Genomic DNA, 25,734 nt, shown 5'->3' with positions numbered 1-25,734 from the left:
GCGTATGTGGTGCCTGCTGATCCGGCTGAGGGGATGCCGGCGGTGGATGAACTGCGGGTGTTCGCGGCCCGGCATCTGCCCGATTACATGATTCCCGCTGTCTTCACCGAGCTGGCGGGTCTTCCGCTGACCCCGGCGGGCAAGGTCAACCGCACCGCACTCCCCGCCCCGGACGAGAGCCGTCTGAGCGTGGGCCACTACGTGCCCCCCGCCACCACGGCCGAAGAGCTCCTGGCCGCCATCTGGGCCGAGGTGCTGCACGTCGACCGGGTCGGCGCCGAGGACGACTTCTTCGAGCTCGGCGGCCACTCCCTGCTCGCCGTCCAGGTCACCTTCCGTGTCCGCGACGTCTTCGGGATCGAGATCCCGTTCTCCGCGCCGTTCGACCACCCCACTCTTCGGGGCCTGGCCGCGCTTCTCGAAGGCCCCCGGACCGAACCGGCCGTGCCTCCGGTCACCCCGGTCAGCCGCGACCAGCTCCTGCCGCTGTCCTTCGGCCAACAGCGACTCTGGTTCATCGACCAGCTCGAACCCGGTTCCGCCGAGTTCGTCATGCCCACCTGCGTGCGGTTCGCCTCGGACGTGGACACGGCCGCCCTCGGTGCGGCCCTGAACACGATCACGGCACGGCACGAAATTCTGCGGACCCGGCTGGTGACCGGCACCGACGGCGTCCCGCACCAGGTCATCGACCCACCCGGAACCGTTCCGCTGCCGGTCGTCGACCTGTCCGCCCGACCCGAACCCGCCCGCACGGCCCAGCAGTTGATCGACCAGGACACCAGAGTGCCGATCGACCTGTCCGCCGGGCCGATGCTCCGAGCCACGCTGTACCGCCTCGGCCCGACCGAGCACATGCTCGCCCTCACCATGCACCATGTGACGTTCGACGAGTGGTCGGACCAGGTCTTCCGCCGCGAGCTGCGGGCCCTGTACGAGGCGTTCCGGGCCGGCGAGGCCGACCCGCTGCCGCCGCTGCCGGTGCAGTACGCCGACTTCGCGGTGTGGCAGCGGTCCTGGCTGAGCGGGGATGCCCTCGACGGCCAACTGGCGTACTGGCGTGAGCAGCTCGCCGGGGTGCCCGTCCTGGATCTGCCCACGGACCGGCCTCGCCCGCCGGTGCCGTCCCGGGCCGGCGCCGTCGTCGGCTTCCGAGTGCCCGCTTCGGTGGCCGAGGGCCTGCGGAAGGTGGCCCAGGAGAACGACGCGTCGATGTTCATGACGCTGCTGGCCGCCTACACGCTGGTGCTGAGCCGCTACAGCGGTCAGGACGACATCGCGGTGGGGACACCGGTCGCGGCCCGGAACCGCGCCGAGACCGAGGACCTGATCGGGTTCTTCGTCAACAGCCTGGTGCTGCGCACCGACCTGTCCGGTGACCCCACCTTCACCGAACTGCTGGCCCGGGTCCGCGACCTGTCCCTCGCCGCCTACGCCAACCAGGATCTGCCGTTCGAGCAGCTGGTCGACGCGCTGGTCAGCGACCGGGACGAAGCACGCACCCCGCTGTTCCAGGTGATCTTCAACTACACCCCCGGCGAAGGGCGGCCCACCGAACGGTCCGCCCTCGGCGACGGGACCGAGACCTCGCCGGAGGACCTCGACATCGACGTCGACACGCGGTTCGACGTACGGCTGGCGATCTCCGACAACTCCAAGGGCGGCCTGTCGGGCGGGATCCACTACAACGCCGAGCTGTTCGACCCGGCCACGGTGCGGCGGATGGCCGGGCACCTGATGACGGTGCTGTCCGTCGTCGCGGCCGACGCGAGCCGTCCGCTGTCGCGTCTGCCGCTGCTCACCGAGGCGGAGCGGGCTCGCCTGGTCGACGACTGGAACGACACGGCGGTGGCCTGGCCGGACGCCGACGGCGTGTACGAGCTGATCGCGGCGCGGGCGGCGACGACCCCGGACACCATCGCGGTGGTGTCGGGCGGGCGGTGCCTGTCCTACGCCGCGCTCATGACGCGGGCGGGGCGGCTGGCCACCCACCTCCGCGCGCTGGGGGTGGGGCCGGACACGGTGGTGGGCCTGTGCCTGCCGCGCGGCGCCGACCTCATCACCGCGGTCCTCGCGGTCTGGCAGGCCGGTGGCGCGTACCTGCCGCTGGACCCGGGCTACCCGGCCGAACGGCTGGCGTTCATGCTCGCCGACAGCCGCGCCGCGGTGCTGGTCGGCACGGCGGACGTGCTCGAGGACCTGCCGCTGCGCCGGGTGCGGGTGGTCGCCCTGGACGACCCGGCCGTTCAGCGGACCCTGGCCGCCTCCGCCGTCCCGGAGACGTCCGCCCCCGCACAACCGGGCCGCCTGGCCTACGTGATCTACACCTCCGGTTCCACCGGCACCCCCAAGGGCGTCATGGTCAGCCACGGGTCGCTCGCGAACTATGTGCACTGGTTCAACGAGCGGTTCAAGATCACCGCGAGCGACCGGGTCCTCGTGTCGTCCTCACCGAGCTTCGACGCCTTCGGGATCGAGCTGTATCCCGGGCTGGCCGCCGGCGGAGCCCTGGTCGTCGCCCCCGCGTCGGGCGGCGCCGCGGACCCCGATGGACTGATCGAGACGATGACCGTACAGCAGGTCACCGTGCTCCCGACGGTGCCGGCCATGCTCAGCCTGCTCACCGGGCGCGCCACGCTGGCCCGGTGCTCCGCAATCAGGCGGGTGGTCTGCGGCGGGGAACGGCTCTCCGGCCGGGCCGCCGCCGCGCTCACCCGGGTGCTGCCGGTGCCGCTGCACAACGTGTACGGGCCGACCGAGGCCACCATCGACGTCACCGGCCACACCTACGAGCCGGCCGGCGACCGTGTGGACGGGGTGGTGCCGATCGGCGTCCCCGCCGCCAACACCCGTCTCTACGTGCTGGCTCCCGACCTGTCCCCGGTGCCCGTGGGCGTGCCGGGAGAACTCTTCGTCGGCGGGGCGAATCTGGCGCGCGGCTACACCCGCGCGCCCGTCCTCACCGCTGAGCGGTTCGTCGCCGATCCGTTCGGCCCCGACGGCTCCCGCCTGTACCGGACCGGCGACCGGGTCAGGTGGAACGCCGCCGGCCAACTGGAGTTCCTGGGCCGGTTCGACGACCAGGTCAAGGTGCGCGGGTTCCGGATCGAGCCGGGCGAGATCGAGGCCGCCCTGACCGGCCACCCGGGCGTGCGGTCGGCGGTCGTCGCCGTCGTCGGGGACGGGGACATGGCGAGCCTGGCCGCCTACCTGACCCCGGCCACCGCCGGTGAGGCCATCCCGTCCGTCGCCGACCTGAGGGAACACCTCCGGCGCCGGGTCCCGGACTTCATGATCCCCGCGACCTTCACGGAACTGGCCGAACTGCCGTTGACTCCCACCGGCAAGGTCGACCGTGCCGCCCTGCCCGACCCCGCCGAGGCCGGTCCCCGGTCCTCCCACCAGTACATCGTGCCCGCCACCCGCACCGAGGAACTCCTGGCCGGATTCTGGGCCGACGTCCTGGGCCGGACCCGGATCGGCACCCGCGACAACTTCTTCGAGCTCGGCGGTCACTCCCTGCTCGCCACTCAGGTCGTGTCGAGGATCCGGGAGGAGTTCGGCGTGGAGCTGCCCGTCACCGCCATGTTCCACGAGCCCACGATCGCCGAGACCGCCGCCACCATCGAACGGGCCACGGCCGCCGCTGTCGGCGGTACGGGAGAGTACGAGGAGTTCGAGCTCTAGGAGCGCCGGGATCCGCCACCGCCATCCCCCGTGCGAGGGGTATCGAGTAGCTCGTACGGGGGACGGCGCGTGGAGGGCGTCGCTCGTCCCGGGGGCGGCGAAGATCGCACTGCCACGTGATGTTCGCCGCGCCGCACGTCCATAGCCTTGCTGTCATGGAAGCAACCATCGAAGTCTCAGGTCTGCGCAAGCGCTTCGGACGCACCGTGGCCCTGGACGGGATGACATTCAGCGTCCGGCCCGGTCTGGTCACCGGGTTCGTCGGCCCCAACGGCGCCGGCAAGTCCACGACGATGCGGGTGATCCTCGGACTGGACACGGCCAACGAGGGCACCGCGCTGATCAACGGGAAGCCGTATCACAGCCTCCGGCATCCGCTGAGCCACGTAGGGTCGCTGCTGGACGCGGCCGCGTTGCATCCCAGCCGGAGCGCTCGCGGCCACCTGCTCTGGCTGGCGCATTCACAGGGCATGACCGCGCGGCGCGTGGACGAGGTGCTCGATCTTGTCGGCCTGACGTCGGCGGCACGACGGAAGGCCGGTGGCTACTCGCTGGGTATGCGGCAGCGGCTCGGGATCGCCGCGGCCCTGCTCGGCGACCCGGCGGCGGTGATGCTCGACGAGCCGTTCAACGGCATGGACCCGGAAGGCATCGCCTGGATCCGTGGCTTCCTGCGGTCGCTGGCCGCTCAGGGCCGCGCCGTCCTGGTGTCCAGCCACCTGATGAGCGAGTTGCAGGACACGGCCGACCAACTGGTCGCGGTCGGGCGCGGCAAGGTCATAGCCGACACCAGCGTGGCTGACCTCATCGATGCCGCGTCCGGGAGCCGGGTCGCCGTGCGCACCAACAACCCCCAGGACACGATGAGGGTGCTCGCCGAGGCCGGTGCCACCGTGGCGGCCATCGGCCGTGACACGCTCACCGTCTCCGGGCTCGCCCCGGACCGTGTCGTGACGGTACTGAACGCGGGCGCGGTGCCGTTCTCCGAGGTGTCGGCACATCGAGCGACTCTCGAAGAGGCCTACATGGAACTCACGCGCAACGCGGTCGAGTTCCGCAGCGCCACGCCGACGGAGGTGGCACGGTGACCGCCACCATGACTCCCCGCCCAGTCGGCCAAAGGACCGGGCGGGATGGCTTCCCGCAGTTGTTGCACGCGGAATGGACCAAGTTCCGCACCGTCCAGAGCTGGGTGACCGGCATGGCGGTGACGGCATTGCTGGTGGTGCTGGTCGCCCTGCTCGCCGGGTTCAGCAGCGATCAGAAGGGCGCACAGCCCGTTCCGGTCGGACCGGGCGGCGAACCGGTCACCGACAGCTACTTCTTCGTGCACCAGCCGCTCGCCGGGGACGGCAGTGTCACCGTCTCCGTCTCCGCGCTCGAGAGCAGCATCCCCAAGGGGCCAGGGGACCTGCGGCGCGGCACGGTGCCGTGGGCGAAGGCCGGGCTCGTCATCAAGGAGAGCACCCGCCAGGGATCGCCCTACGCGGCGATGATGGCCACCGGCAGCCATGGTGTGCGGATGCAGGACGGCTACGTCAACGACACGGCCGGCCTCCCCGGGCCGGTCTCCGCCGAGTCCCCCCGCTGGCTGCGGCTGGACCGCTCGGGCGACACCATCACCGGCTACGCCTCCACCGACGGCACCAAATGGACCAAGGTGAGCACCGCACAGGTCAGCGGGCTCCGATCGACCGTGCAGGTCGGGCTGTTCGTCGCGTCTCCGCCCGCCGTGGAGGGCCGGGGCACGGTCGGCAGCGTATCGACGGCCGTCTTCGGGGACCTTCGTTTCCAAGGGGGCTGGAGCGGTGGTGAGTTGACCGGTGAGCAGTTGGGAGCCGGCTCACCCACCTTTGCCGGCTACCCGGACAACGGCTCGGGGTCGTTCACCCGGTCCGGCGACCAGTTCACGGTGACCGGCGCGGGCGACATCGCGCCTGCCGTACGGGACACCCTGCCGACCGGCGGCACCCTCCGGGACATCCTCACCGGCACCTTCCCCGCGCTGATCGCGGTGATCGTCGTCGGGGCGCTGTTCATCACCACGGAATACCGGAGCAACATGATCCACGTCACCCTGGCCGCCAGTCCGAGGAGGAGCCGGATCCTGGTGGCCAAGGCGATCGTGCTGGGAGCCGTCACCTTCGTCGCCGGGCTGGTGGGGGCGGTCCTCGCGGTTCCGCTCGGTGAGCGGCTCGCCAAGGGCAACGGCGTGTACATCTTCCCGGTGACGTCCTCGACCGAGCTGCGCGTGGCGCTGGGGACCGCGGCGCTGCTCGCGACCGCCTCGATCCTCGCCCTGTGTGTCGGCACCATCTTCCGGCACAGCTCCGGCGCGGTCACGACCGTCATCGTGGCCATCGTCCTGCCCTACATCCTGACAGCCATTCCGTTCATGCCCGCGAGCGCGGCGAACTGGCTGGCCAGAGTGACGCCGGCGGCGGCCTTCGCCGTCCAGCAGACGCTTGTGCCGTACGAACAGGTCGCGAGCCATTACACGCCGTACAACGGCTATTACCCGCTGGCGCCATGGGTCGGGTTCGCCGTCCTGGCCTGCTACGCGGTGGCGAGCCTGATCGTGGCTGCCGTCCTTCTCGACCGGAGGGACGCATGAGACTGGCACTGCACGCGGAATGGACGAAGATGCGGACCGTCGCCAGCCCGCTGTGGCTGCTGCTCGGTACCGTCGCGGCGACGATGGCCCTGGGAGCCGGGGCGACCTCGGTGGTGGACTGCACGCCCAGCGGCTGCGGCGGCGACACGACCAAGCTCAGCCTCATGGGGGTCTACCTCGGCCAGGCGCTGGTCGCCATCCTGGCCGTGCTGATCATCAGCGGGGAGTACGGCACGGGCATGATCCGCACCACCCTGACGGCGGTGCCGCGGCGAGCGACCGTCTTCGCGGCCAAGGCCGTGACCCTCGCCGGTGTCGTGGCCGTCGGCGGAACGGCCGCTGTCCTCGGGTCGGTGCTCGCCGGGCGGCTCATTCTGCCCGACCTCGGCGACCGGGCCCTGTCCCTGTCGGACGGGCCGACTCTGCGCGCGGTCTTCGGGACGGTCCTCTACCTGATCCTGATCGGCCTTCTCAGCCTCGGTGTCGCGACCGCCGTGCGGGACTCCGCCACCAGCATCGGGCTCGTCCTCGGCCTGCTGTACATCATCCCGATCGTCTCCCAGACGATCAGCGACCCGCACTGGCAGCAGCGGCTGGAGAAGATGACGCCGATGAGCGCCGGGCTCGCCATCCAGGCCACCACCGATCTCGACAGACTGCCCATCAGCCCCTGGGCCGGCCTCGGCGTGACCGCCGGGTGGGCCGCCGCGGCGCTGCTGGCCGGCGGCCTGCTGCTGCGGAGGCGCGATGCCTAGCCGCGCCCGTGCCCACCCGGTGCCGCGCTCAGCCGCAGTAGTCCTCGAGGTCGCCGTCGCGGACGATGTCGAGCGTCACGCAGTGGAACCCGCCGCCGAGGACCCTCGAGTGCCGCAGCCGGTGGGGGAGGACCGTGATGCCCTTCTTCTCCATCGCGGAGATCAGCTCGGGCTGGTCCTTGTCCACGATCGCCACCTCCGGGCTGACCATCAGCAGGTTCATCCCCAGCCAGGGCGCGCTCAGCGGACGCTTCACGATCGCCGGGACGTCGCGGATCGGGGGCGACCACAGGATGTCCCAGCCACGGAAGCACGCGGGGACCGTCTCCTCGGTCAGCCGCTCGGGGTTCAGCAGCACCAGCCCGGGCCGCAGCAGGGTGATGGTGGTGTCGATGTGTGTGTAGCCGTACACCCCGCGGACCGGGTGGATCCGGAAGTCGCCGAACAGCCGCAGCGTGGACTCCAGCCAGCGCAGGCCGAGTTCGTTGCCGCTTCGGGAGACCTGGTAGATCACGTCCCGGCCGACGCGCAGAACGTTCGCCGCGTCGAAGACCGGCTCGCTCTCGCCCAGCAGCGGCAGGCCGTCGTCGTCGAGGGAGAACAGGTCGTCGGCCAGGCGCGGTTTGGGTGCGGACAGCCAGGTCGCACCACGCAGCATGTACTCCTGGAAGAGCTCCCGCATCCCGCCGAGCAGCTCGAAGTACCGGGCACGCATGGGACTAGGCGTCTCGATGATCGCCGAACCGAGGACCATCGTGATGTCGCGGGGGCAGTAGGACAGATACCCGTCACTCGTCCAGTCCGGCGAACTGAACACCTTCGCGTGATCCGGCGCGGCGGGCTGGTGCACCGTGACGCCCAGGTCCCGCAGCGTGGAGATCAGCGTCGCCAGGTCCTCGGTGGTCTCCTCGACGACCTGCCTGGGAAATGCGCCCTCGGAGACTTCCTGCAATTCCTTCTCCGACAGCGTCGGGTAACAGGCGAGCCATGCCGAGACATCACTCATGCGAGGGAGGCGGGCGTTCGCCACATCGCCGACGATCACCTCTCGTAGCTGCGTGAACTCGTCCCACGATTTCACTGCGGGCGGCGTGACCTCGTCGGCGGGTGCCGATTCTTGCAGCGCGTTCGTCATTGTCTCTCCCATTTATTCATGGCCGGATCCGACAAAAGCAGAAAATGCTCCTGAGCTGGGCAGTAGTGGCGTCGAATTCTCTACTGTGTCCAGGTCGAGGAGCATGTGCAAAGCGCGCGCAACAGAATGCGGGGAGTTTGCAGGCAGGGACGTGCGACTGTTCGCGATGCAGGATCTTCGGGTGTGATGTGGCGTGCGCGGTGTCGCCGTTGCTGCCGGGGCAGCAGCGGCTCGATCATCGCCCACATCTCGTCTGATCGGGAACGAGGCCGGCGCGGGGCTCCGCTTATGTACCGGAGTGTGCAGTTCAACTGGTTAGCTGCCGCAGTCGAACGATGGACCGGCCCGCCCGGCCGCTCCGTCCGGCGACGGCCGAGCGCGGTCTCCCGGGGCGTCGCCGTCCGGCGGCAGTGTCTGGTACAAAAGGCGTCACGGCTGGGACACCGTCACCAGCCGTGACGGTCGCCTTTAAACGGCGACTACCTGGGCTACGTGTGAGGGCATGCGGCCCAAGCTTTTGTCCGGACCCTTCTCGGTGTGACCGCCGAACGCCAGTGCCGCGGCGACAATGATCACGACCACTACCAGAATCGCGATTAACCAGCGTTTAGTGCTGGGCGAAGTCTTGTTCATGCCCGGAAGTGTACCATCGAGAGGGTGAAAAATAGAGGGCTTACAGGTCCTCGGAATTCCCGCCTCTATGTCTTTTCTGGGCTTCTTGTATTGCTGGAAGAGTCACCTGAGAGCGCTGAGGTGAACCCGCGAGAGACGTCGAGCGGAACCAAGACGAGCGGAGCCGTCCCGTCCCATGAGCAATACATCCCGGAGCGTCCCCGGCCCCTTCACGGTCATATCCGGAGGGCAGGTCCACGAGGCGCTGCTCCACCGCGAGAAGGACCTGATCCGCCTCGTCGAGCACGGATACCGGCTGCACGGGAACGGACAGAGCGAGACGGTCAACCCCCCGTCCTCCTTCCTGAGGTTCCCCGACGACCCGGCCAACCGCATCATCGCCCTGCCGGCTTCCGTCGCAGGTGACGTTCGTGTCGCCGGGATCAAGTGGATCTCCAGCTTCCCGGCGAACGTGGACAAAGGGTTGCCGCGCGCTTCCGCCGTCGTGGTACTGAACGATCTCGAAACCGGCTACCCGCTGGCCTGCATCGAGGGCTCGATCATCAGCGCGGTACGCACCGCCGCCTCTGCCGCCCTGGCAGCCCTACGACTCGGCGAGGGACGGCCGAGCACCGAGCGTATCGGGATCTTCGGGACCGGGCTGATCGCCCGGTACGTCCACACGTTCCTGGTGGCGGCGGGCCTGGATGCCAGGGAGATCCACCTGTACGACTCCTCGCGCCCGCACGTCGATGGCTTCGCCGGCTATCTGAGGCGCACGGGCGGCCCCGGCCGGACCGTGACCGTGCACGACAGCGCGGAGAACCTGATCCGCAGCTCGGACCTGGTGGTCTTCGCGACCACGGCGGGCACTCCGCATGTGAGCGAGCCGGCGTGGTTCGCCCATCACCCGCTCGTCCTGCATGTCTCGCTGCGCGACCTGTCGGCGGAGGTCGCGTTCGCGAACTGCAACGTGGTCGACGACGTCGAGCACTGCCTCAGGGCGCAGACCTCGCTGCACTTGGCCGAACAGCTCACCGGTAACCGCGACCACGTGCACGCGACGCTGTACGACGTGCTCACGGGGGCGTTCGTGCCACCGGTGGACCGCACGGTCGTGTTCTCGCCGTTCGGACTCGGCGTGCTCGACCTGGTGGTGGCCCAGCATGTGTACCAGCTGGTCAGCAGGTCCGAGCACGCCGTGGTCATCCCCGACTTCTTCCACGAACTGTCCCGTTACGGCGCGGAGAACCTCGGCGCGGCGTCCGACGACCCGGAATGACCGTGTCTGCCGAGGTGACGGCGCTTCAGTCCCGGCGGTCGGCGATGAAACTGGTGACGCAAACGCTCGCCGTCAACAGGACCATCGCGATGACCGCGCACTCCGCCGTCCGGGCAAGCAGGCTGGGAGCGTCCGGCGTGTTGGCGAGGAGGCGGATCAGCCGGTTGATCGGGGGCAGGCCTTGCGAAAAGCTGATGATCGACATGAGCACCAGGGCCGTGACCAGCGAGTAGCCGGTGCGGCGAATCACCAGGCGGGAGACGAGCAAGCCGATCGCGACGCCGGTGCTCGCGCCCGTCAGCTGGGCCAGCACGCCGACCAGGATGTCGTCGGGGGAGATGGAGTGGTCGCCCATCACCATCGGCAGGAAGAGGAGCAGGCCGGAGACGAGCAAGCTCGTGGCCAGGGCCACCAGCACCGTCGCGACGAGCACCGAACGCGATCGACCGGAGTGGACCACGACGATGACGCGCCGCACGGGGTCCTCGACGTTGACCAGTGTGACGGTCAGCCAGACCGAGGAGACGAAGAGCACCCCCGAGACGGGGCCGTAGATCGCCGCCACCGGTACCGATTCGGAACTGCCGGTGAAGACGACTGCCACAGCGACGAAGAGCAGCAACGGGGGAATGTAGCGCTGCGAATGCAGCATGACCGCCGTGGTGTAGCGGAACAGCGCGATCATGAGGCACCGCCGTAGACAGTGGCGTGTGGGGTGTTCACCTGGCCGGCTTCCACCATCGACCATCCGTCGTGCAGCGCGGCCAGGATCAGTGCGTCGGCATGTGCGCTGGTGACATGGACCGTCGCGTACGGGCCGTCGGTGTGCGCGGTGACCACGCCGACGAAGGTCTGCCAGTCCGCGGTGCGGGGAATCCCGTACTCGTTCACCGGTGCCCTGAACACGAGCCGGGTCTCTGTCGGCAGCGCCGCACGTGTGGAGCCCTTGTCGAGGGTCACGTGTCCGCCGGCGACACGGTAGATCCGGGTCGCGTTCGCCTGGACAACCGACTCACGGTGGTCGGTGAACACGACGGTGCCGCCCGCTCTGGTCGTCTCGTTCATGATCTCCGCCAGGACGCCGTGGGCCGAGCCGTCCAACCCGGACCAGGGCTCGTCCAGGACGAGCAGGTCGGGCGGGAGCATCAGCGCCTGTGCCAGGGCGACCTTCTGTGCGTTTCCCTTGGACAGCGTGCGCAGAGCCGTGTCGAGGCCGCCGACGAGGGCAAGCCGCTCCAGCAGCTCTTCGGCGCGTCGGCTCGCCACCGTGCTCCGCAGTCCGCCGACACGTCCCATGTGGGTCAGGTAGCCGTGCGCCGACATCCGCTCGTCGGGCGGGAAACGGTCGGGCACGTAACCGATCTGGGTCGGCCGCTCCAGTACCCGGCCCGTGGTCGGACGCGTCACACCGACCACGATCCTCAGAAGTGTCGACTTCCCCGACCCGTTGCCGCCGCTGAACGCGATCAGTTCACCGGAGGGCAGATCCACGTCCACATCGGCGAGGACCCATGTCTCACGTTGGTAGCGTTTGCCAATGCCGCGCAGTCTCACGCCCGGTCCCTCCACTCGTCAGCACGTGCATCAAGCATCCTGCACAGGATTGCGAGCGGTGGCTGTACGGTTACGCGTCGCTCAGTTAACCACAGGTGACCCGGCGAGCCGGGCTGGTTCCCGGTGGTGCTCGGTGCCTGGCGGACCGGGCGGCGGCAGGCTTCCTCACCGGCGCAGCGGATCAGGTCAGCGCAGCGCCGCACAGGTGCGCAGCAGGTCGGCGGGGAGCTTGCCGGCGTGCCAGTCGGCGGCCGGGACAACGGTCACCGGTTCGGCCGGGGACAGCACGGTGTGCTCGGCGATCCTGCGACGGCCGCCTCCGGTGATGTTGAGGAGAACCGTCGCGTCCCGGGACACGGTCCCGTCGGCCACCGCCGCGCGCAGACAGGCGACGGCGACCGCGGCGGCCGGTTCGATGTCGATGTGCTCGACGTCGGCGAACAGGGCACCGGCCGCGGCGGCGGCAACGTGATCGGCGATCAGCAGGTCTCCCTCGCTGTCGACGAGGCAGTCGCGCACGCCGCCGCATGTCGCGTACGGCGGGTGCCGGTTGGTCAGCTCGGGTGCGAACACCGGGAGCGGTGCGGGCGTGTCGGCGCGCCGGGCCCGGTTGCCCCGCCAGGCGTCGTAGAGCGGTGCCATGGAAGCGTTCTGGCACATCATCAGCCGTGGCGGGCTGTCTCCGACCCCGGCGTCCACCAGTCTGCGCGCGGCCTCGTGAACGCCGATCGCGCCCGCGCCGCTGCCGACTGCCTGGAAGTAGAAGTCGGGGATTCCCGCCATTGCCTCGATCGCGGACAACAGCACCGTGGCCAGTCCGGCCCGCCGGGCGACGTTCCTGGTCCCGCCTTCGAGCCGACCGCCGAGCGCGCCGGAGAGCGATTCGGCGAAGGCTATGGCATCGGAGTAGTCGGCCTGTTCGAGGGCGACCAGCCGCACGCACGGCGCCGGCTGCTCGCTCAGGACGAACGTGCCGAGGCCGCTCGCGGGAACGACGACGACACACGGCACGCCGTAGCGGGAGGCGAGAACGGCGAAGGCCACAGCGGTGTTGCCGGCCGAGGACAGGACCAGTGTCGGCGCATCGTCCGGCAGCCGGGCCAGTACGCTGAACGCCTCGAGTTCCTTGAACGTCCCCGTCTCCAGGGCGCACGCGCGTTCCGGCCAATAGCCGTTGAAGGCGATCCACAGATTGCGCAGGCCGAGAAGCCCGGCGAGTCCGGTGCTGCGGTAAACGACCGTGCCGCCCGCCTCGGGGAATGCCCGCTGAATCGGCAGCCAGTCGCGATAACGGAAAAGCCCCGGCAGGGCGGGATCCGGCGCGAATCCTTTGACAGCGTATTCGACTTGCAACAGAGCCCGCTCATGTTCACCCGGGCATTCGAGCAGCAGACCGTCATCGGTCGTTCGCCAAGCGCACACCGGACAGAACAGGCTGTGGTGTGGTGCGTTCAGAAGTGCCTCGCTGGGCACAGAGGTCCCCCCGCTGTGTGATGACGCCCCCGTGTTCGACAGCCGTACCGGCCCGCGGGCATTTCGGCTCGAGGGCCGTGCGCCCTAGTCAAAAATAACGGCGGATCCGGCTTGGGGCCGCTCGACGGGCGGCCTCGGAGCGTGGCCGGGATCAGGCGGTACGGGACCGGGCGGCGGCGTCCGCCTCCATGGCGTCCACCAGGCTCTTCGGCCGCATGTCCGTCCAGTTGCGCTCGATGTAGTCGACGCAGGTCTGGTGATCGTTCTCTTCGAGTTCGACCGACCAGCCCGCGGGCACCTCGGCGAAGCTGGGCCAGAGTGAGTACTGACGTTCGTCGTTGACCAGTACCAAGAAGCGTCCGTCGACATCGTCAAAAGGGTTTGTCATCAGTTTCCTCCCCGTGACCGGGCGCGCACTGTGACGCGGCCCGACTGTTTCCCCTGTGCGCGGAGACCGCCGGCTGCCCCTTTTCGGGCCGCACGTGTGGCGCGCGAGTCACATACTGCCCCGCCGGACGAAGGCGTAGTGACGCCTGTGGAGGTCTGGCCAAAATTGGTCCATGGGGTGACACGTAAGCGGGTTGACCCTTGGTCCGACCCTCGGGAACCATCGTCAAGTGGTCGGCTGCCGCCACGCGGATCTCAGGCGTAAGGCCGGTCACGTACGGGGGTTTTCGCTGTCTGCCAGCGTTGTTTTCTTGGTGTGCCTGCAGTCATGCCCCCGAGCCGGTGCGGAATTCGCCCGGCTTTGCCGTCGGCTCGGGAGGGGCGAGACATGGGGGACCGTCGGATCAAGTCTGTCGTGGTGCTCGGCGGGGGCACCGCGGGCTGGATGAGCGCGGCCTATCTGGGCCGTGCGCTCGGACCGGAGGTGTCCGTCACCGTGGTCGAGTCACCCGCCGTACCCAGGATCGGGGTCGGCGAGGCGACGGTCCCGAATCTGCACAAGGTGCTCTTCGACTTCCTCGGCATCGCCGAGGACGAGTGGATGAGGGAGTGCAACGCCAGCTTCAAGATGGGGATCAAGTACGTCAACTGGCGGACGCCGGGGGCCGGTGAGGCCGTGGCCCGTCCGGGTCCTGACGGGGCAGACGAGTTCTACCACCTGTTCGGTCTGCTTCCCCAGCACAAGAACCTGCCGTTGTCGCATCACTGGGTCCACCGCAGGCTCACGGGACAGACGACCGAGTCGTTCACCCACGCCTGTTACCCACAGGCCCCCGCGCTGGACGCGAATCTCGCGCCACGCCGGTCCGACGGGACGAAGTGGACCAACTACGCCTGGCACTTCGACGCCCAGCTGGTGGCCGACTTCCTGCGCCGCTTCGCCGTCACCAAGCAGGGTGCCGTGCACATCCAGGACACGATGACCCACGCCGACATCGACCAGCGGGGTCACATCACCGCGCTGCGGCTGAAGTCGGGCGGCATCGTCCAGGGCGACCTCTTCATCGACTGCTCCGGCTTCCGAGGGCTGCTGATCAACCAGGTGATGCGGGAACCCTTCCTGGACATGAGCGATCACCTGCTCAACGACCGCGCGGTGGCCACCGCGGTGCCGCACGACGACGCGGCGAACGGCGTCGAGCCCTACACCTCGGCGATCGCGATGAGTTCCGGCTGGACGTGGAAGATCCCGATGCTCGGCCGATTCGGCACGGGATACGTCTACTCCAGTCGGTTCGCCTCACAGGACGAGGCCACGGCCGAGTTCTGCCGTATGTGGTCACTCGACCCGGAAACACAGCCGCTGAACCAGATCCGGTTCCGCGTCGGCCGCAACAGGAGGACCTGGGTACGCAACTGCGTGAGCATCGGGCTCTCCTCGTGCTTCCTCGAACCACTGGAGTCGACCGGGATCTACTTCGCCTACGCCGCGCTGTACCAACTGGTGAAGCACTTCCCGGACAAGAACTTCGAACCTGTTCTCCTGAAACGCTTCAACCGCGAGATCGAGATCATGTTCGACGACTCGCGCGACTTCATCCAGGCGCACTTCAGCTTCGCGCCCCGTGCGGACACGCCGTTCTGGCGGGCGTGCAAGGAGCTGCACCTCGCCGACGACATCCAGGAGAAGATCGCGATGTACCGGGCGGGCCTCGCGGTGAACATGCCCGTGGTCAGCGAGGACACCTACTACTCGAACTTCGACGCCGAGTTCCGCAACTTCTGGAGCAACAGCAACTTCTACTGCATCCTCGCCGGGCTCGGCGTCCTGCCCGACCACCCGCTGCCCCTGCTGGCCTCACGCCCGGACGCCGTGGACCAGGCGCAACCCCTGTTCGCCGAGATCAAGCGGATGCAGCGCGATGTCCTTGACACGGTTCCCAGTTGTTACGACTACCTGAGGACTCTGCACGGAAAGTGACGACAAGACGGGGCGTGACACAGTGAACCGGACTGCTGAAGCCGATCCGCGAGACCAGCTGGTACTCGATCTGATCGCCGATGTGCTGGGACGGCCAGTAGACCTCGATGCCGACTTCATCGACCTCGGCGGCGATTCGCTTCTGGCCGCCCGTCTGACCGCCAGGGTGGGCGCCGTGCTCGGGGTCGAGTTGTCGGTGCTGACGGTGTTCGAAGCGCCCACCATCGCCGAACTGGTGTGCGAGATCAGGGAGGCGGCGGACCCCGCGCGCCCCGCTCTGCGTCGAGTGCCTCGCTCGGACCGGATGCCGGTCTCCTTCGCACAGCAACGCCTGTGGTTCCTCCACCAGTTGGAGGACGCGAGTCCGGTCTACAACATCCCGACGGTCCTGCGGCTCACCGGTGAGCCGGATGCGGCGGCGCTGCGCCGCGCGCTCGCGGACGTGGTGGCCAGGCACGAGTCCTTGCGGACGGTGTTCGCCGAGGCCGACGGGACTCCCGTACAGACGGTGCTGGGCCCCGGCACCCCGGTGCCGTTCACCGAACTCGACGTGTCCGCCGACCAGCTTCCGGCGGCCGTGGGCGCGGCTGTCGACCACCGGTTCGACCTGGCCGCGTCGATCCCGGTGGCGGCCCGGCTGCTGCGGTGCGCGGACGGTCCTGAAGGCCCCGTGTCCGTGCTCGTGCTGGTGATCCACCACATCGCCAGCGACGGCTGGTCACTGGGGCCGCTGCTGCGCGACCTGTCCCAGGCGTATGCCGCGCGCACGGCCGGCGCCGCCCCCGCGTGGCCGGAGCTGCCGGTGCAGTACGCGGACTACGCGGTGTGGCAGCGGGACTTCCTCGGGGATCCCGACGACCCGAGCAGCACGATCGCGACCCAGGTGCGTTACTGGAAGGAGGCGCTCGACGGGGTACCGGATCAGGTCGGACTGCCGGGCGACCGGCCCCGGCCCGCGGTCGCCTCGCGCGCGGGGGCCACCGTCGACATCCCGATCGGTCCGGAGATCCACGCACGGGTGGTGGCCGCGGCGCGCGCGGCGGGCGTGAGCGTGTTCATGATGTTCCACGCCGCGCTGGCGGGCGTGCTGACCCGGCTGGGCGCGGGCACCGACATCCCGATCGGTTCCCCGGTGGCGGGCCGGGACGACGAGGCACTGGACGAGTTGGTGGGGTTCTTCGTCAACACGCTGGTGCTGCGGACCGACACCTCGGGTGATCCGACCTTCGCCGAGCTGCTGGACCGGGTGCGCGGAACCGCACTGTCCGCGTACGCCAACCAGGACGTGCCGTTCGAGCGGCTGGTGGACGTGCTCAACCCGCGCCGCTCCCTGGCGCACCACCCGCTGTTCCAGATCATGCTGGTCCTGCAGAAGGACGTCGAAGCCGGACTGGCTCTGCCCGGCCTCGACGCGGTCAGGGAACTGCCGCCCCGCACCACCGCCCGCTTCGACATCACCGTCAACCTGCTGGAAAGGCACACGCCCGACGGCGACCCCGCAGGCATACGGTGCCGGGTCGAGTACAGCACGGACCTGTACGACCGGGCCACGATCGAGAACCTGATCCGGCGGTGGGTACGACTGGTCGACGCGGCCGCCGCCGAGCCGGACCGCACGCTGGACGAGATCGATCTGCTGTCGGACGACGAGCGGCACCAGGTGCTCGAGCAGTGGAACGACACCCAGGGCAGAGTGCCGGACGTCCCGGTGCCGGTGCTGTTCGAACGACAGGTCGCGCGTACGCCGGACGCCCTCGCGGTGGTGTTCGGGAACCAGGCGCTGAGTTACGCGGAGCTGAACGACCGGGCGAACCGGTTGGCGCGATACCTCGTCGAGCTGGGCGCGGGACCGGAGCGGATCGTCGCGCTCATGCTGCCCCGGTCGGTGGAGATGGTCGTCGCTCTGCTGGCCGTCATGAAGGCCGGCGCCGCCTACCTCCCGATCGATCCCGAGTACCCCGACGACCGGGTCCGGTTCATGCTGACCGACGCCGCCCCGGTGTGCCTGCTCACCACGTCCGACGTGCTCCCGGCCCACCCGGGCGCGCAGGGGATCCCCCGGCTGGTGCTGGATGACCCGGACACGGTCGGCACACTGCGCCCGTACGCCGGACATGATGTCGTCGACGCCGACCGGACAGCCGCCCTGACCACGGCGCATCCCGTCTACGTCACCTACACCTCCGGCACCACCGGCAGGCCCAAGGGGACCGTGGTGCCGCACCGCGGCGTGGTCAACCGGCTGGTGTGGATGATCGAGCGGTACGGCCTGTCCCCGCAGGACCGTGTGCTGCAGAAGACCCCTTACGGTTTCGACGTCTCGGCCTGGGAGTTCTTCTGCACGCTGGCCTCCGGCGCGACCCTGGTCGTGGCCCGTCCCGGCGGACACCGTGACCCGGAGTACATCGCCGGACTCATCCGGCGCGAGCGGATCACCGTGGCCCACTTCGTCCCGTCGATGCTGCGGTCGTTCCTGAACCACTCCGCGCCCGGAGACCACCCGAGTCTGCGCTCGGTCTTCTGCAGCGGCGAGGCGCTGACCGCAGACCTGCAGGCGCAGTTCCATTCGGCTCTGCCGGCGAGCCTGCACAACTTCTACGGTCCGACCGAGGCCTCGATCGAGGTCACGGCCTGGGACTGCCCCCGCTCCGACCCTGCCGGTCCGCCGCCCATCGGCGCCCCGATCACCAACACCCGGGTGTACGTGCTCGACCAGGCGCTGCGCCCGGTGCCGCCAGGGGTGGCGGGCGAGCTGTACCTGGCGGGCGTCTGCGTGACGCGCGGCTATCTCGGGCGCCCAGGGCTGACCGCGGACCGCTTCGTCGCCTGCCCGTTCGGTGCGGCGGGCGAGCGCATGTACCGCACCGGCGACGTCGTCCGGTGGCGGGCGGACGGCAACGTGGAGTTCCTCGGCCGTGCCGACGACCAGGTGAAGATCCGCGGATTCCGGGTCGAGCCGGGGGAGGTGGAGGCCGAGCTGGCCGCTCACCCCGCGGTGGCCGAAGCACTGGTCGTCGCCCGCGAGGACCGCCCCGGCGACCCCCGCCTCGTGGCCTACGTCGTACCCGCGGCAGCCGACGACGACCTGCCCGCCGGATTACGGGAGTTCCTGCGCACACGGCTGCCGGAGTACCTGGTGCCGTCGGCGGTGGTCCTGCTGGACGCGGTGCCGCTGACGCCGAGCGGCAAAGCGGACCGCAAGAACCTTCCCGCACCGGACTATGCCGCGACGGCTGGTGTGGGCGGGGCCCCGCGCACCAGGTGGGAAGAGCAGTTGTGCGAGCTGTTCGCCGAAGTCCTCGGGGTACCCGAGGTCGGGATCGACGACAACTTCTTCGATCTGGGCGGGCACTCACTGCTGGCCACCCGGCTGGTGGCACGAGTCCGTGCGGCACTGGGCGTGGAACTGTCGGTCCGGGCCGTGTTCGAGGCACCCACGGTGGCGGGCCTGGCCGGCCGGACGGCGGTGCCCGGGGCGGAGGTACAGCCCGCGCTGCGGCCGGTCCCCCGGACGACGTACATGCCGGTGTCGTTCGCTCAACAGCGGCTGTGGTTCCTGTGGCGGCTGGACGGCCAGAGCGCGGTGTACAACATTCCGGTCGTGCTGCGGTTGACCGGCGACCTCGACGTGGCGGCGCTGCGGGGCGCCCTGACGGACGTGGTTGGCAGACACGAGCCCCTGCGGACCGTCATCACCGAGGTCGAGGGAACACCGCGACAGCTCATCCTGCCCGCGGGTGAGCCCATTTCACTGCCGGTCGCCGACGTGGGTCCCGCTGAAGCGGTCCACGCCGTCGAGGAGGCGATCGGCCACCCGTTCGATCTGGCCGGGGAGATTCCGTTCCGCGCCTCCTTGATGCGGGTCGCGGACGACGAGTGGCTGCTGGTCCTGGTGATGCATCACATCGCCGGTGACGGCTGGTCGATCACACCGTTGCTGCGTGACCTGTCGTGCGCGTACGCGGCCCGGCTGGCCGGCACGGAACCTGACTGGCCTCGCCTGCCGGTGCAGTACGCGGACTACAGCGTGTGGCAGCGGGACGTGCTGGGCGATGTCGACGACCCGGGCAGCCCGATCGCGCGGCAGACCGGCTACTGGGCCGAGGCGCTCGCCGGCCTGCCCGAACAGGTCGCCCTGCCGGGAGACCGGCCGCGCCCCGCGGTGGAATCACTGCGGGGCGCGACGGTGCCCTTCGAGATCGGGGAGGACCTCCACGCCCGCATCGTGGACACCGCCCGATCGACGGGCGCCACCGTGTTCATGGTCGCGCAGGCGGCGCTCGCCGCCCTGCTGACCCGGCTGGGCGCCGGGACCGACGTGCCGGTCGGCACGCCCGTGGCCGGCCGCACCGATGAAGCGCTGAACGACCTCGTCGGGTTCTTCGTCAACACCCTCGTGCTGCGCACCGACACCAGCGGCGACCCGAGCTTCGCGGACCTGGTGCGCCGGGTGCGGGATCGGGCTCTGTCCGCGTACGCCAACCAGGACGTGCCGTTCGAGCGACTGGTGGACGTGCTCAACCCGCGCCGCTCCCTGGCTCATCATCCGCTGTTCCAGATCATGCTGGTGCTGCAGAACAACGCGGAAGGGACGCTGGAGCTCCCCGGTGTCCGGGCGAGCCGGGAGTACGCCGCGGGCCCGCACGCCCGGTTCGATCTCACGTTCAGCATGCGGGAGCGGCTCGGTCCCGACGGCACGCCCGCCGGGATCAGCTGCAAGGTCGAGTACAGCACCGATCTCTACGACCGGGAGACCGCAAAGGCGTTGGGCCGTCGCCTGATCCATCTGCTCGACGCGGCCACAGCCGATCCCGGCCGCGCGATCGGCGCGCTCGACCTGCTCACAGCGGAGGAACACCACGCCCTGTCCGCGTTCGGGACCGGCGATCCGCTGACCGCCGGCGCCGAGACCATCCCGGCGGTGTTCGAGCGCCAGGCCGCCCGCACCCCCGACGCCACCGCCGTCATCTGGCACGACCGGCCGCTGACCTACCGCGAGCTCAACACACGGGCCAACCGCCTCGCACGCCGCCTGATCGACTCGGGCGCGGGCCCCGAACGCTTCGTCGTCCTCGCCCTGCCCCGCTCGGCGGACCAGATCGTGGCCCTCCTCGCCATCCTCAAGACCGGCGCGGGCTACCTGCCCGTCGGCCCCGGCGAGCCCGCACACCGCCTGCGGCTGATGCTCGACGACACCCGGGCGGTCTGCGCGGTCGCGCCCCACGACACCTGGCCGCGCGACGTCGCCGGGCTGCCCCTGGTCCCCGTGCAGGCGGACGACGACGCCGACCGGCCCTCCGGCGACCTCACCGACGCCGACCGGCTCGCCCCCTCCCGGGCCGCGCACCCGGCCTACGTGATGTACACCTCCGGCTCCACCGGCCTGCCCAAGGGCGTCGTGGTCACCCACGCCGACGTCGTCGCGCTCGCCCGGGCAGCCTGCTTCGCCACCGGAGCCCACCAGCGGGTCCTGGCCCACTCACCCTCGGCGTTCGACGCCTCCACCTACGAACTGTGGGTTCCGCTGCTCTCCGGCGGGAGTACCGTCCTCGCACCCGCCGACCTCGACCCCGGCCTGCTCAGGGCAATGACCACCCGGCACCACATCACCGCCATGTGGCTGACCGCCGGGTTGTTCCAGGTCTTCGCCGACGAGGCTCCCGACTGCTTCGCCGCACTGCGCGAGGTGTGGACCGGCGGAGCGGTCGTCCCCGCCCCCGCCGTCCGCCGCGTACTGGCCGCCTGCCCCGGACTGGTCGTCGTCGACGGCTACGGCCCCACCGAGACCACCACCTTCGCCACCCGCCATCCGATCACCGACCACGTGCCCGACCGGATCCCCATCGGCACCCCGCTGTCCGGTGTCCGCGCCCACGTCCTCGACGAGCGCCTGCGCCCGGTGCCGCCCCGCACCGCCGGAGAGCTCTACCTCGCCGGGGCCGGCCTGGCACGCGGGTATCTGCGCCGCCCCGCGCTGACGGCGAGTCGCTTCGTCGCCTGCCCGTTCGGACCGGCGGGCGAGCGCATGTACGGTACCGGTGACATCGTCCGCTGGGGCCCCGACGGCACCCTCGAGTTCCTCGGCCGCAATGACGACCAGGTGAAGATCCGCGGCTACCGCATCGAACCCGGCGAAGTCGAATCGGCCCTGGCGGAGCACCCCGCCGTGGCCACCGCCACCGTACTCGCGCGCGACGACCAACCGGACGACCTCCGTCTCGTCGCCTACGTCGTCGCCGCCCCCGGCCAGGAGACCGCCGTCCTGCCGGGCACACTGCGGCAGTTCCTGCGCGAGCGGCTGCCGGACCATCTGGTCCCGGCGGCGGTGGTGCTCATCGACCGGATCCCGCTGACGACGAACGGGAAGGTCGACCGCCGGGCCCTGCCCGCACCCGACTTCGCCGAGGCGGCCGGGGGCACGGGCGCGGCGCGTGACCCCCGCGAGGAGCTGCTGTGCGGGCTGTTCGCCGAGGTCCTGGAGCTGCCCGAGGTCGGCGTCGGGGACAACTTCTTCGATCTGGGCGGGCACTCGCTGCTGGCGACACGGCTCGTGGCACGAGTCCGTGCGGCGCTGGACGTGGAGCTGTCGGTCCGGTCGGTGTTCGACGCGCCCACGGTGGCGGGCCTGGCCCGCGCCATCCGGCGGGCGGACGGCACGGTGCGCCCGCCTCTCACGCCCACGGCGCCGGCGGACCGGGTCCCGGTGTCCTTCGGCCAGCAGCGGCTGTGGTTCCTGCACCGGCTGGAAGGTCCAGGTCCGGTGTACAACATTCCGATCGCGCTGCGGTTGGACGGCGAGGTGGACCAGGACGCGCTGCGACTCGCGCTGCAGGACGTCGTCGGCCGCCACGAGCCGCTGCGCACGGTGTTCCCTGAGGTGGACGGACAGCCGCTCCAGCGGATCCTCCCCGAGGACGTGACCGTCCCGATGACGACCGCCGACGTGGAACCCGAGGCGCTGCCGGCCACGATCGACGAGGCGGCGCGGTACGCGTTCGATCTCGCTGCCGAGATCCCGGTCCGCGCCACGATGCTGCGGGTCGCGGGCGCCGAGTCGCGGGTGCTGGTGCTGGTCGTTCACCACATCGCCGCCGACGGCTGGTCGTTGACTCCGCTGCTGCGTGACCTGTCCCGCGCCTATGCCGCGCGGGCCGCGGGCGACCGTCCCTCCTGGACACCGCTGCCGGTGCGGTACGCGGACTTCGCGATGTGGCAGCGCGCGCTCCTCGACACGGCCGACGACCCGGACAGCCCGATCGCACGACAGGTGCGGTACTGGGCGGACGCGCTGGACGGACTGCCGGAACAGGTGGGCGTACCCACCGACCGGCCACGCCCGGCGGTGGCCTCGTACCGCGGTGCGAATGCCGGCTTCGAGATCGATCCCGCCCTGCATGCCCGGATCGCCGACACCGCGCGGGCCGCGGGCGCCAGCGTGTTCATGGTGCTGCACGCCGCGCTGGCGACGGTGCTGACGAGGCTGGGCGCGGGCACCGACGTGCCGATCGGCACCCCCGTCGCCGGGCGTACCGACGACGCGGTGGACGATCTCGTGGGCCTCTTCCTCAACACTCTGGTGCTCCGGGCCGACACCTCGGGCGACCCCACCTTCACCGAACTGCTGGCCAGGTCCCGGGAAACGGCCCTGACGGCCTACGCGAACCAGGACGTGCCGTTCGAGCGGCTGGTGGACATGCTCCGTCCGCACCGTTCGCTGGCGCACCACCCCCTGTTCCAGATCATGCTGGTGCTCCAGAACACCGCCGAGGCCGCACTCGACCTGCCCGGGGCGGACGTCACCGAGGAGTCCGTCCCGTCGGCCGGCGCCCGGCTCGACCTCACCATCACGCTGCGCGAACACCGCGACCCCGACGGCACGCCCTCGGGGATGACCGGGCGCGCGGAGTACAGCACGGACCTTTACGACCCTGGGACGGTCGAAGCCGTGCTGCGTCGATGGGTGAGCTTCCTCGACGCCGCGACCGCGGACCCGGCTCGGCGCATCGGCGACATCGACATGCTGACCGCCGCGGAGCGCCGGACACTGCTCGAAGAGTGGAACGACACCGCCGGCCCCCTGCCCGCTCAGCCGATCCCGACCCTGTTCGAAGCGCAGGCCGCGCGGACACCCGGGGCGACCGCGGTCGTCCACGGCGATCTGACGGTGAGCTACGCGGAGCTCAACGCGCGGGCGAACCGGCTTGCACGGCACCTGATCTGTCACGGCGCGGGCCCGGAGAAGGTCGTGGCTCTGCTGCTGCCGCGCTCGGTGGAGCTGGTGGTGGCGCTGCTAGCCGTTCTCAAAGCCGGAGCGGCATACCTGCCGATCGACCCCGAGTACCCGCACGAGCGCGTCCGGTACCTGCTCGACGACACCCGCCCGGTGTGCGTGGTCGTCGCGGACGACGCCGGGAACACCACCGGCCCGACGCCCGTCGTCTCGTTCGGCGACCCCGGCCTGGACCGGGTGCCGGCCGAATACCCGGACACCGACATCTGCGATGCCGAGCGTGCCTCGCCACTGCGTCCGGCGAACCCGGCGTATGTCATCTACACCTCGGGGACGACGGGTCTTGCGAAGGGGGTGGTGGTGTCGCATGAGGGTGTGGTGAATCGGCTGGTGTGGATGATCGAGCGGTACGGCCTGTCCGCCGAGGACCGCGTGATTCAGAAGACGCCCTACGGGTTCGACGTGTCGGTGTGGGAGTTCTTCGCCACCTTGCTCGCGGGTGCCACCTTGGTCGTTGCGCCTCCTGGTGAGCACCGGGACGCCCGTCGTATCGGTGAACTGATCCGTCGTGAGCGGGTCACGGTCGCGCACTTCGTGCCCTCGATGCTGCGTTCGCTGCTCGGCGAGGCCGGGCCGGAGCAGCTGGCCGGGTTGCGGCAGGTGATCTGCAGTGGTGAGGCGTTGTCCGGCGACGCCGTGCGGGAGTTTCTCGCACGCTGCCCGGCCCGGCTGCACAACCTCTACGGCCCTACCGAGGCGTCGATCGACGTGACGGCCTGGGCATGCCCGCCGCGGATGGCGGCCGGCATGTCGTCGCCGCCGATCGGTGCGCCGATCGCGAACACCCGGGTCTATGTGCTGGACGATTGCTTGCAGCCGGTCCTCCCGGGCGTCACGGGGGAGTTGTACCTGGCCGGGGTCGGCCTGGCCAGGGGTTATCTCGGGCGGTCCGGGCTGACCGGGGGCCGGTTCGTGGCGTGTCCGTTCGGGGAGCCGGGTGGGCGTATGTACCGCACCGGTGATCTCGTGCGGTGGCGGGCCGACGGGAACCTGGAGTTCCTCGGCCGCTCCGACGACCAGGTGAAGATCCGCGGCTTCCGGGTCGAACCCGCCGAGATCGAGGCCACGCTGGTCCGCCATCCACGGGTGTCCCAGGCGGTCGTGACCGCCCGTCGGGATGCGGCCGGCGAACCCGATCTGGTCGCGTACGCCGTGCCTGCCGACGCCGGTCCGGTCGAGCTGCGGGAGTTCCTGCGCGAGCGGCTGCCGGACCACCTGGTCCCGGCCGCCGTGGTGGTGCTGGACGCTCTGCCGCTGACCCGGAACGGCAAGGTGGACCGGCAGGCACTGCCCGCACCGGATTTCGCGGACCTCGCGGGCCGGGGCGGCCTCGCTCGCGGTCCGGAGGAGGAACTGCTCCGCGAGCTGTTCGCCGAAGTCCTCGGGGTGCCCGAGGTGGGCGTCGACGACGATTTCTTCGATCTGGGCGGCCATTCGCTCCTGGCGACCCGGCTGCTGTCACGGGTGCGGGCCACCTTGTGCACCGAGCTCACGGTGCGCGCGGTCTTCGAGACGCCGACGGTCGCGGGCCTGGCCCGACGGGTGCGGGAGGCCACCGGGGCGGTCCGGCCCCCCGTGGTCCCGCGGACGCGACCGGAGCGAGTTCCGGCGTCGCTGGCCCAGCAGCGGCTGTGGTTCCTGCACCAGTTGGACGGCCGTACCCCCGCGTACAACATCCCGATCGCCGTCCGGTTGACCGGGGACGTCGACCCGGACGCGCTGCAGGCCGCGGTGGGGGACGTGGTGCGCAGGCACGAGGCGCTGCGCACCGTGCTGACCGAGGTCGACGGCGGCCCGGTCCAGACGGTCCTGCCCGAGGACATCGAGGTGCCGGTACCGGTCCGGGACGCCGGCCCCGAGGACGTGACGGCCGTGCTGTCCGAGGTGGTGGGGTATCGCTTCGATCTGGCGGCGGAGGTCCCGGTTCGGGCGGTGCTGGTGCGGGTGGCCGGCGGCGGGGAGTG

13 protein-coding genes are annotated in these 25,734 nt (G+C 70.3%); 7 read left to right on the top strand and 6 right to left on the bottom strand.

The genetic code is table 11. The annotated features are described in order from the left end of the window. The first annotated feature begins 42 nt into the window (after window positions 1-42). The 4 genes from ABZ098_RS44540 to ABZ098_RS44525 all read left to right on the top strand — a co-directional run bounded on the left by ABZ098_RS44540 (window position 43) and on the right by ABZ098_RS44525 (window position 7,056). Window positions 43-3,687, top strand: coding sequence for an amino acid adenylation domain-containing protein (locus ABZ098_RS44540; protein WP_356600759.1), 3,645 nt, complete (start codon window positions 43-45; stop codon window positions 3,685-3,687). Window positions 3,688-3,842: 155 nt separating this feature from the next. After that, a complete protein-coding gene (locus ABZ098_RS44535; protein WP_356600757.1) occupies window positions 3,843-4,775 on the top strand; it encodes an ATP-binding cassette domain-containing protein in 933 nt (310 codons plus the stop codon). An 8-nt stretch (window positions 4,776-4,783) separates the two neighbouring features. Next, on the top strand, window positions 4,784-6,301 hold the full coding sequence (locus tag ABZ098_RS44530) for an ABC transporter permease subunit (protein WP_356600755.1): 1,518 nt from the start codon (window positions 4,784-4,786) through the stop codon (window positions 6,299-6,301). Beyond that, window positions 6,298-7,056, top strand: a complete 759-nt coding sequence (locus tag ABZ098_RS44525; protein WP_356600753.1) for an ABC transporter permease subunit — start codon at window positions 6,298-6,300, stop codon at window positions 7,054-7,056. Before ABZ098_RS44530 ends, ABZ098_RS44525 begins: the two co-directional genes overlap by 4 nt. A 28-nt stretch (window positions 7,057-7,084) precedes the next feature. Here ABZ098_RS44525 and ABZ098_RS44520 read toward each other — a convergent pair whose 3' ends face one another. Together ABZ098_RS44520 and ABZ098_RS44515 are read right to left on the bottom strand one after the other, a co-directional pair. Further along, window positions 7,085-8,191: an inosamine-phosphate amidinotransferase 1 gene (locus ABZ098_RS44520; protein ID WP_356600751.1), complete on the bottom strand. Its 1,107-nt coding sequence runs from the start codon at window positions 8,189-8,191 to the stop codon at window positions 7,085-7,087. Window positions 8,192-8,659: 468 nt separating this feature from the next. Continuing rightward, entirely contained in the window at window positions 8,660-8,824 is a 165-nt protein-coding gene (locus tag ABZ098_RS44515; protein ID WP_356600749.1) for a hypothetical protein, read from the bottom strand. A 175-nt stretch (window positions 8,825-8,999) separates the two neighbouring features. Between ABZ098_RS44515 and sbnB the strand changes: the two genes are divergently transcribed. After that, window positions 9,000-10,085 (top strand): 2,3-diaminopropionate biosynthesis protein SbnB, encoded by a 1,086-nt coding sequence (sbnB, locus tag ABZ098_RS44510; protein ID WP_356600747.1) that lies wholly within the window; start codon window positions 9,000-9,002, stop codon window positions 10,083-10,085. A 25-nt stretch (window positions 10,086-10,110) separates the two neighbouring features. On the opposite strand, the gene ABZ098_RS44505 is transcribed toward sbnB, so the two are convergent. From ABZ098_RS44505 to ABZ098_RS44490, 4 genes are all read right to left on the bottom strand, one after another. Then, the gene (locus ABZ098_RS44505; protein WP_356600745.1) at window positions 10,111-10,770 is read right to left on the bottom strand and encodes a hypothetical protein; all 660 of its coding nucleotides are present in this window, start codon (window positions 10,768-10,770) and stop codon (window positions 10,111-10,113) included. Next, complete coding sequence (locus tag ABZ098_RS44500) at window positions 10,767-11,639, bottom strand: ABC transporter ATP-binding protein (RefSeq protein ID WP_356600743.1); 873 nt, start codon at window positions 11,637-11,639, stop codon at window positions 10,767-10,769. Before ABZ098_RS44500 ends, ABZ098_RS44505 begins: the two co-directional genes overlap by 4 nt. Window positions 11,640-11,825: 186 nt before the next feature. Beyond that, window positions 11,826-13,112: a cysteate synthase gene (locus ABZ098_RS44495; RefSeq protein ID WP_356600741.1), complete on the bottom strand. Its 1,287-nt coding sequence runs from the start codon at window positions 13,110-13,112 to the stop codon at window positions 11,826-11,828. A 151-nt stretch (window positions 13,113-13,263) separates the two neighbouring features. Continuing rightward, entirely contained in the window at window positions 13,264-13,500 is a 237-nt protein-coding gene (locus ABZ098_RS44490; protein ID WP_356600739.1) for an MbtH family protein, read from the bottom strand. A 387-nt stretch (window positions 13,501-13,887) separates the two neighbouring features. Between ABZ098_RS44490 and ABZ098_RS44485 the strand changes: the two genes are divergently transcribed. Together ABZ098_RS44485 and ABZ098_RS44480 are read left to right on the top strand one after the other, a co-directional pair. Then, entirely contained in the window at window positions 13,888-15,480 is a 1,593-nt protein-coding gene (locus tag ABZ098_RS44485; protein ID WP_356600737.1) for a tryptophan halogenase family protein, read from the top strand. 22 nt (window positions 15,481-15,502) lie between these two features. Beyond that, on the top strand, window positions 15,503-25,734 hold a 10,232-nt coding region (locus ABZ098_RS44480), incomplete at its 3' end, for an amino acid adenylation domain-containing protein (RefSeq protein ID WP_356600735.1).

It is taken from the genome of Streptomyces sp. NPDC006335 (genome assembly GCF_040612795.1).
Lineage (GTDB): Bacteria > Actinomycetota > Actinomycetes > Streptomycetales > Streptomycetaceae > Streptomyces.
This window is presented reverse-complemented; position numbering and strand designations above follow the sequence as displayed.

Bases quoted from the DNA above. Each gene is read 5' to 3' on its own strand.
- ABZ098_RS44505 (WP_356600745.1), bottom strand. From the start codon at position 10,770: ATGATCGCGCTGTTCCGCTACACCACGGCGGTCATGCTGCATTCGCAG.
- ABZ098_RS44535 (WP_356600757.1), top strand. From the start codon at position 3,843: ATGGAAGCAACCATCGAAGTCTCAGGTCTGCGCAAGCGCTTCGGACGC.
- sbnB (WP_356600747.1), top strand. From the start codon at position 9,000: ATGAGCAATACATCCCGGAGCGTCCCCGGCCCCTTCACGGTCATATCC.
- ABZ098_RS44490 (WP_356600739.1), bottom strand. From the start codon at position 13,500: ATGACAAACCCTTTTGACGATGTCGACGGACGCTTCTTGGTACTGGTC.
- ABZ098_RS44515 (WP_356600749.1), bottom strand. From the start codon at position 8,824: ATGAACAAGACTTCGCCCAGCACTAAACGCTGGTTAATCGCGATTCTG.
- ABZ098_RS44520 (WP_356600751.1), bottom strand. From the start codon at position 8,191: ATGACGAACGCGCTGCAAGAATCGGCACCCGCCGACGAGGTCACGCCG.
- ABZ098_RS44485 (WP_356600737.1), top strand. From the start codon at position 13,888: ATGGGGGACCGTCGGATCAAGTCTGTCGTGGTGCTCGGCGGGGGCACC.
- ABZ098_RS44525 (WP_356600753.1), top strand. From the start codon at position 6,298: ATGAGACTGGCACTGCACGCGGAATGGACGAAGATGCGGACCGTCGCC.
- ABZ098_RS44530 (WP_356600755.1), top strand. From the start codon at position 4,784: ATGACTCCCCGCCCAGTCGGCCAAAGGACCGGGCGGGATGGCTTCCCG.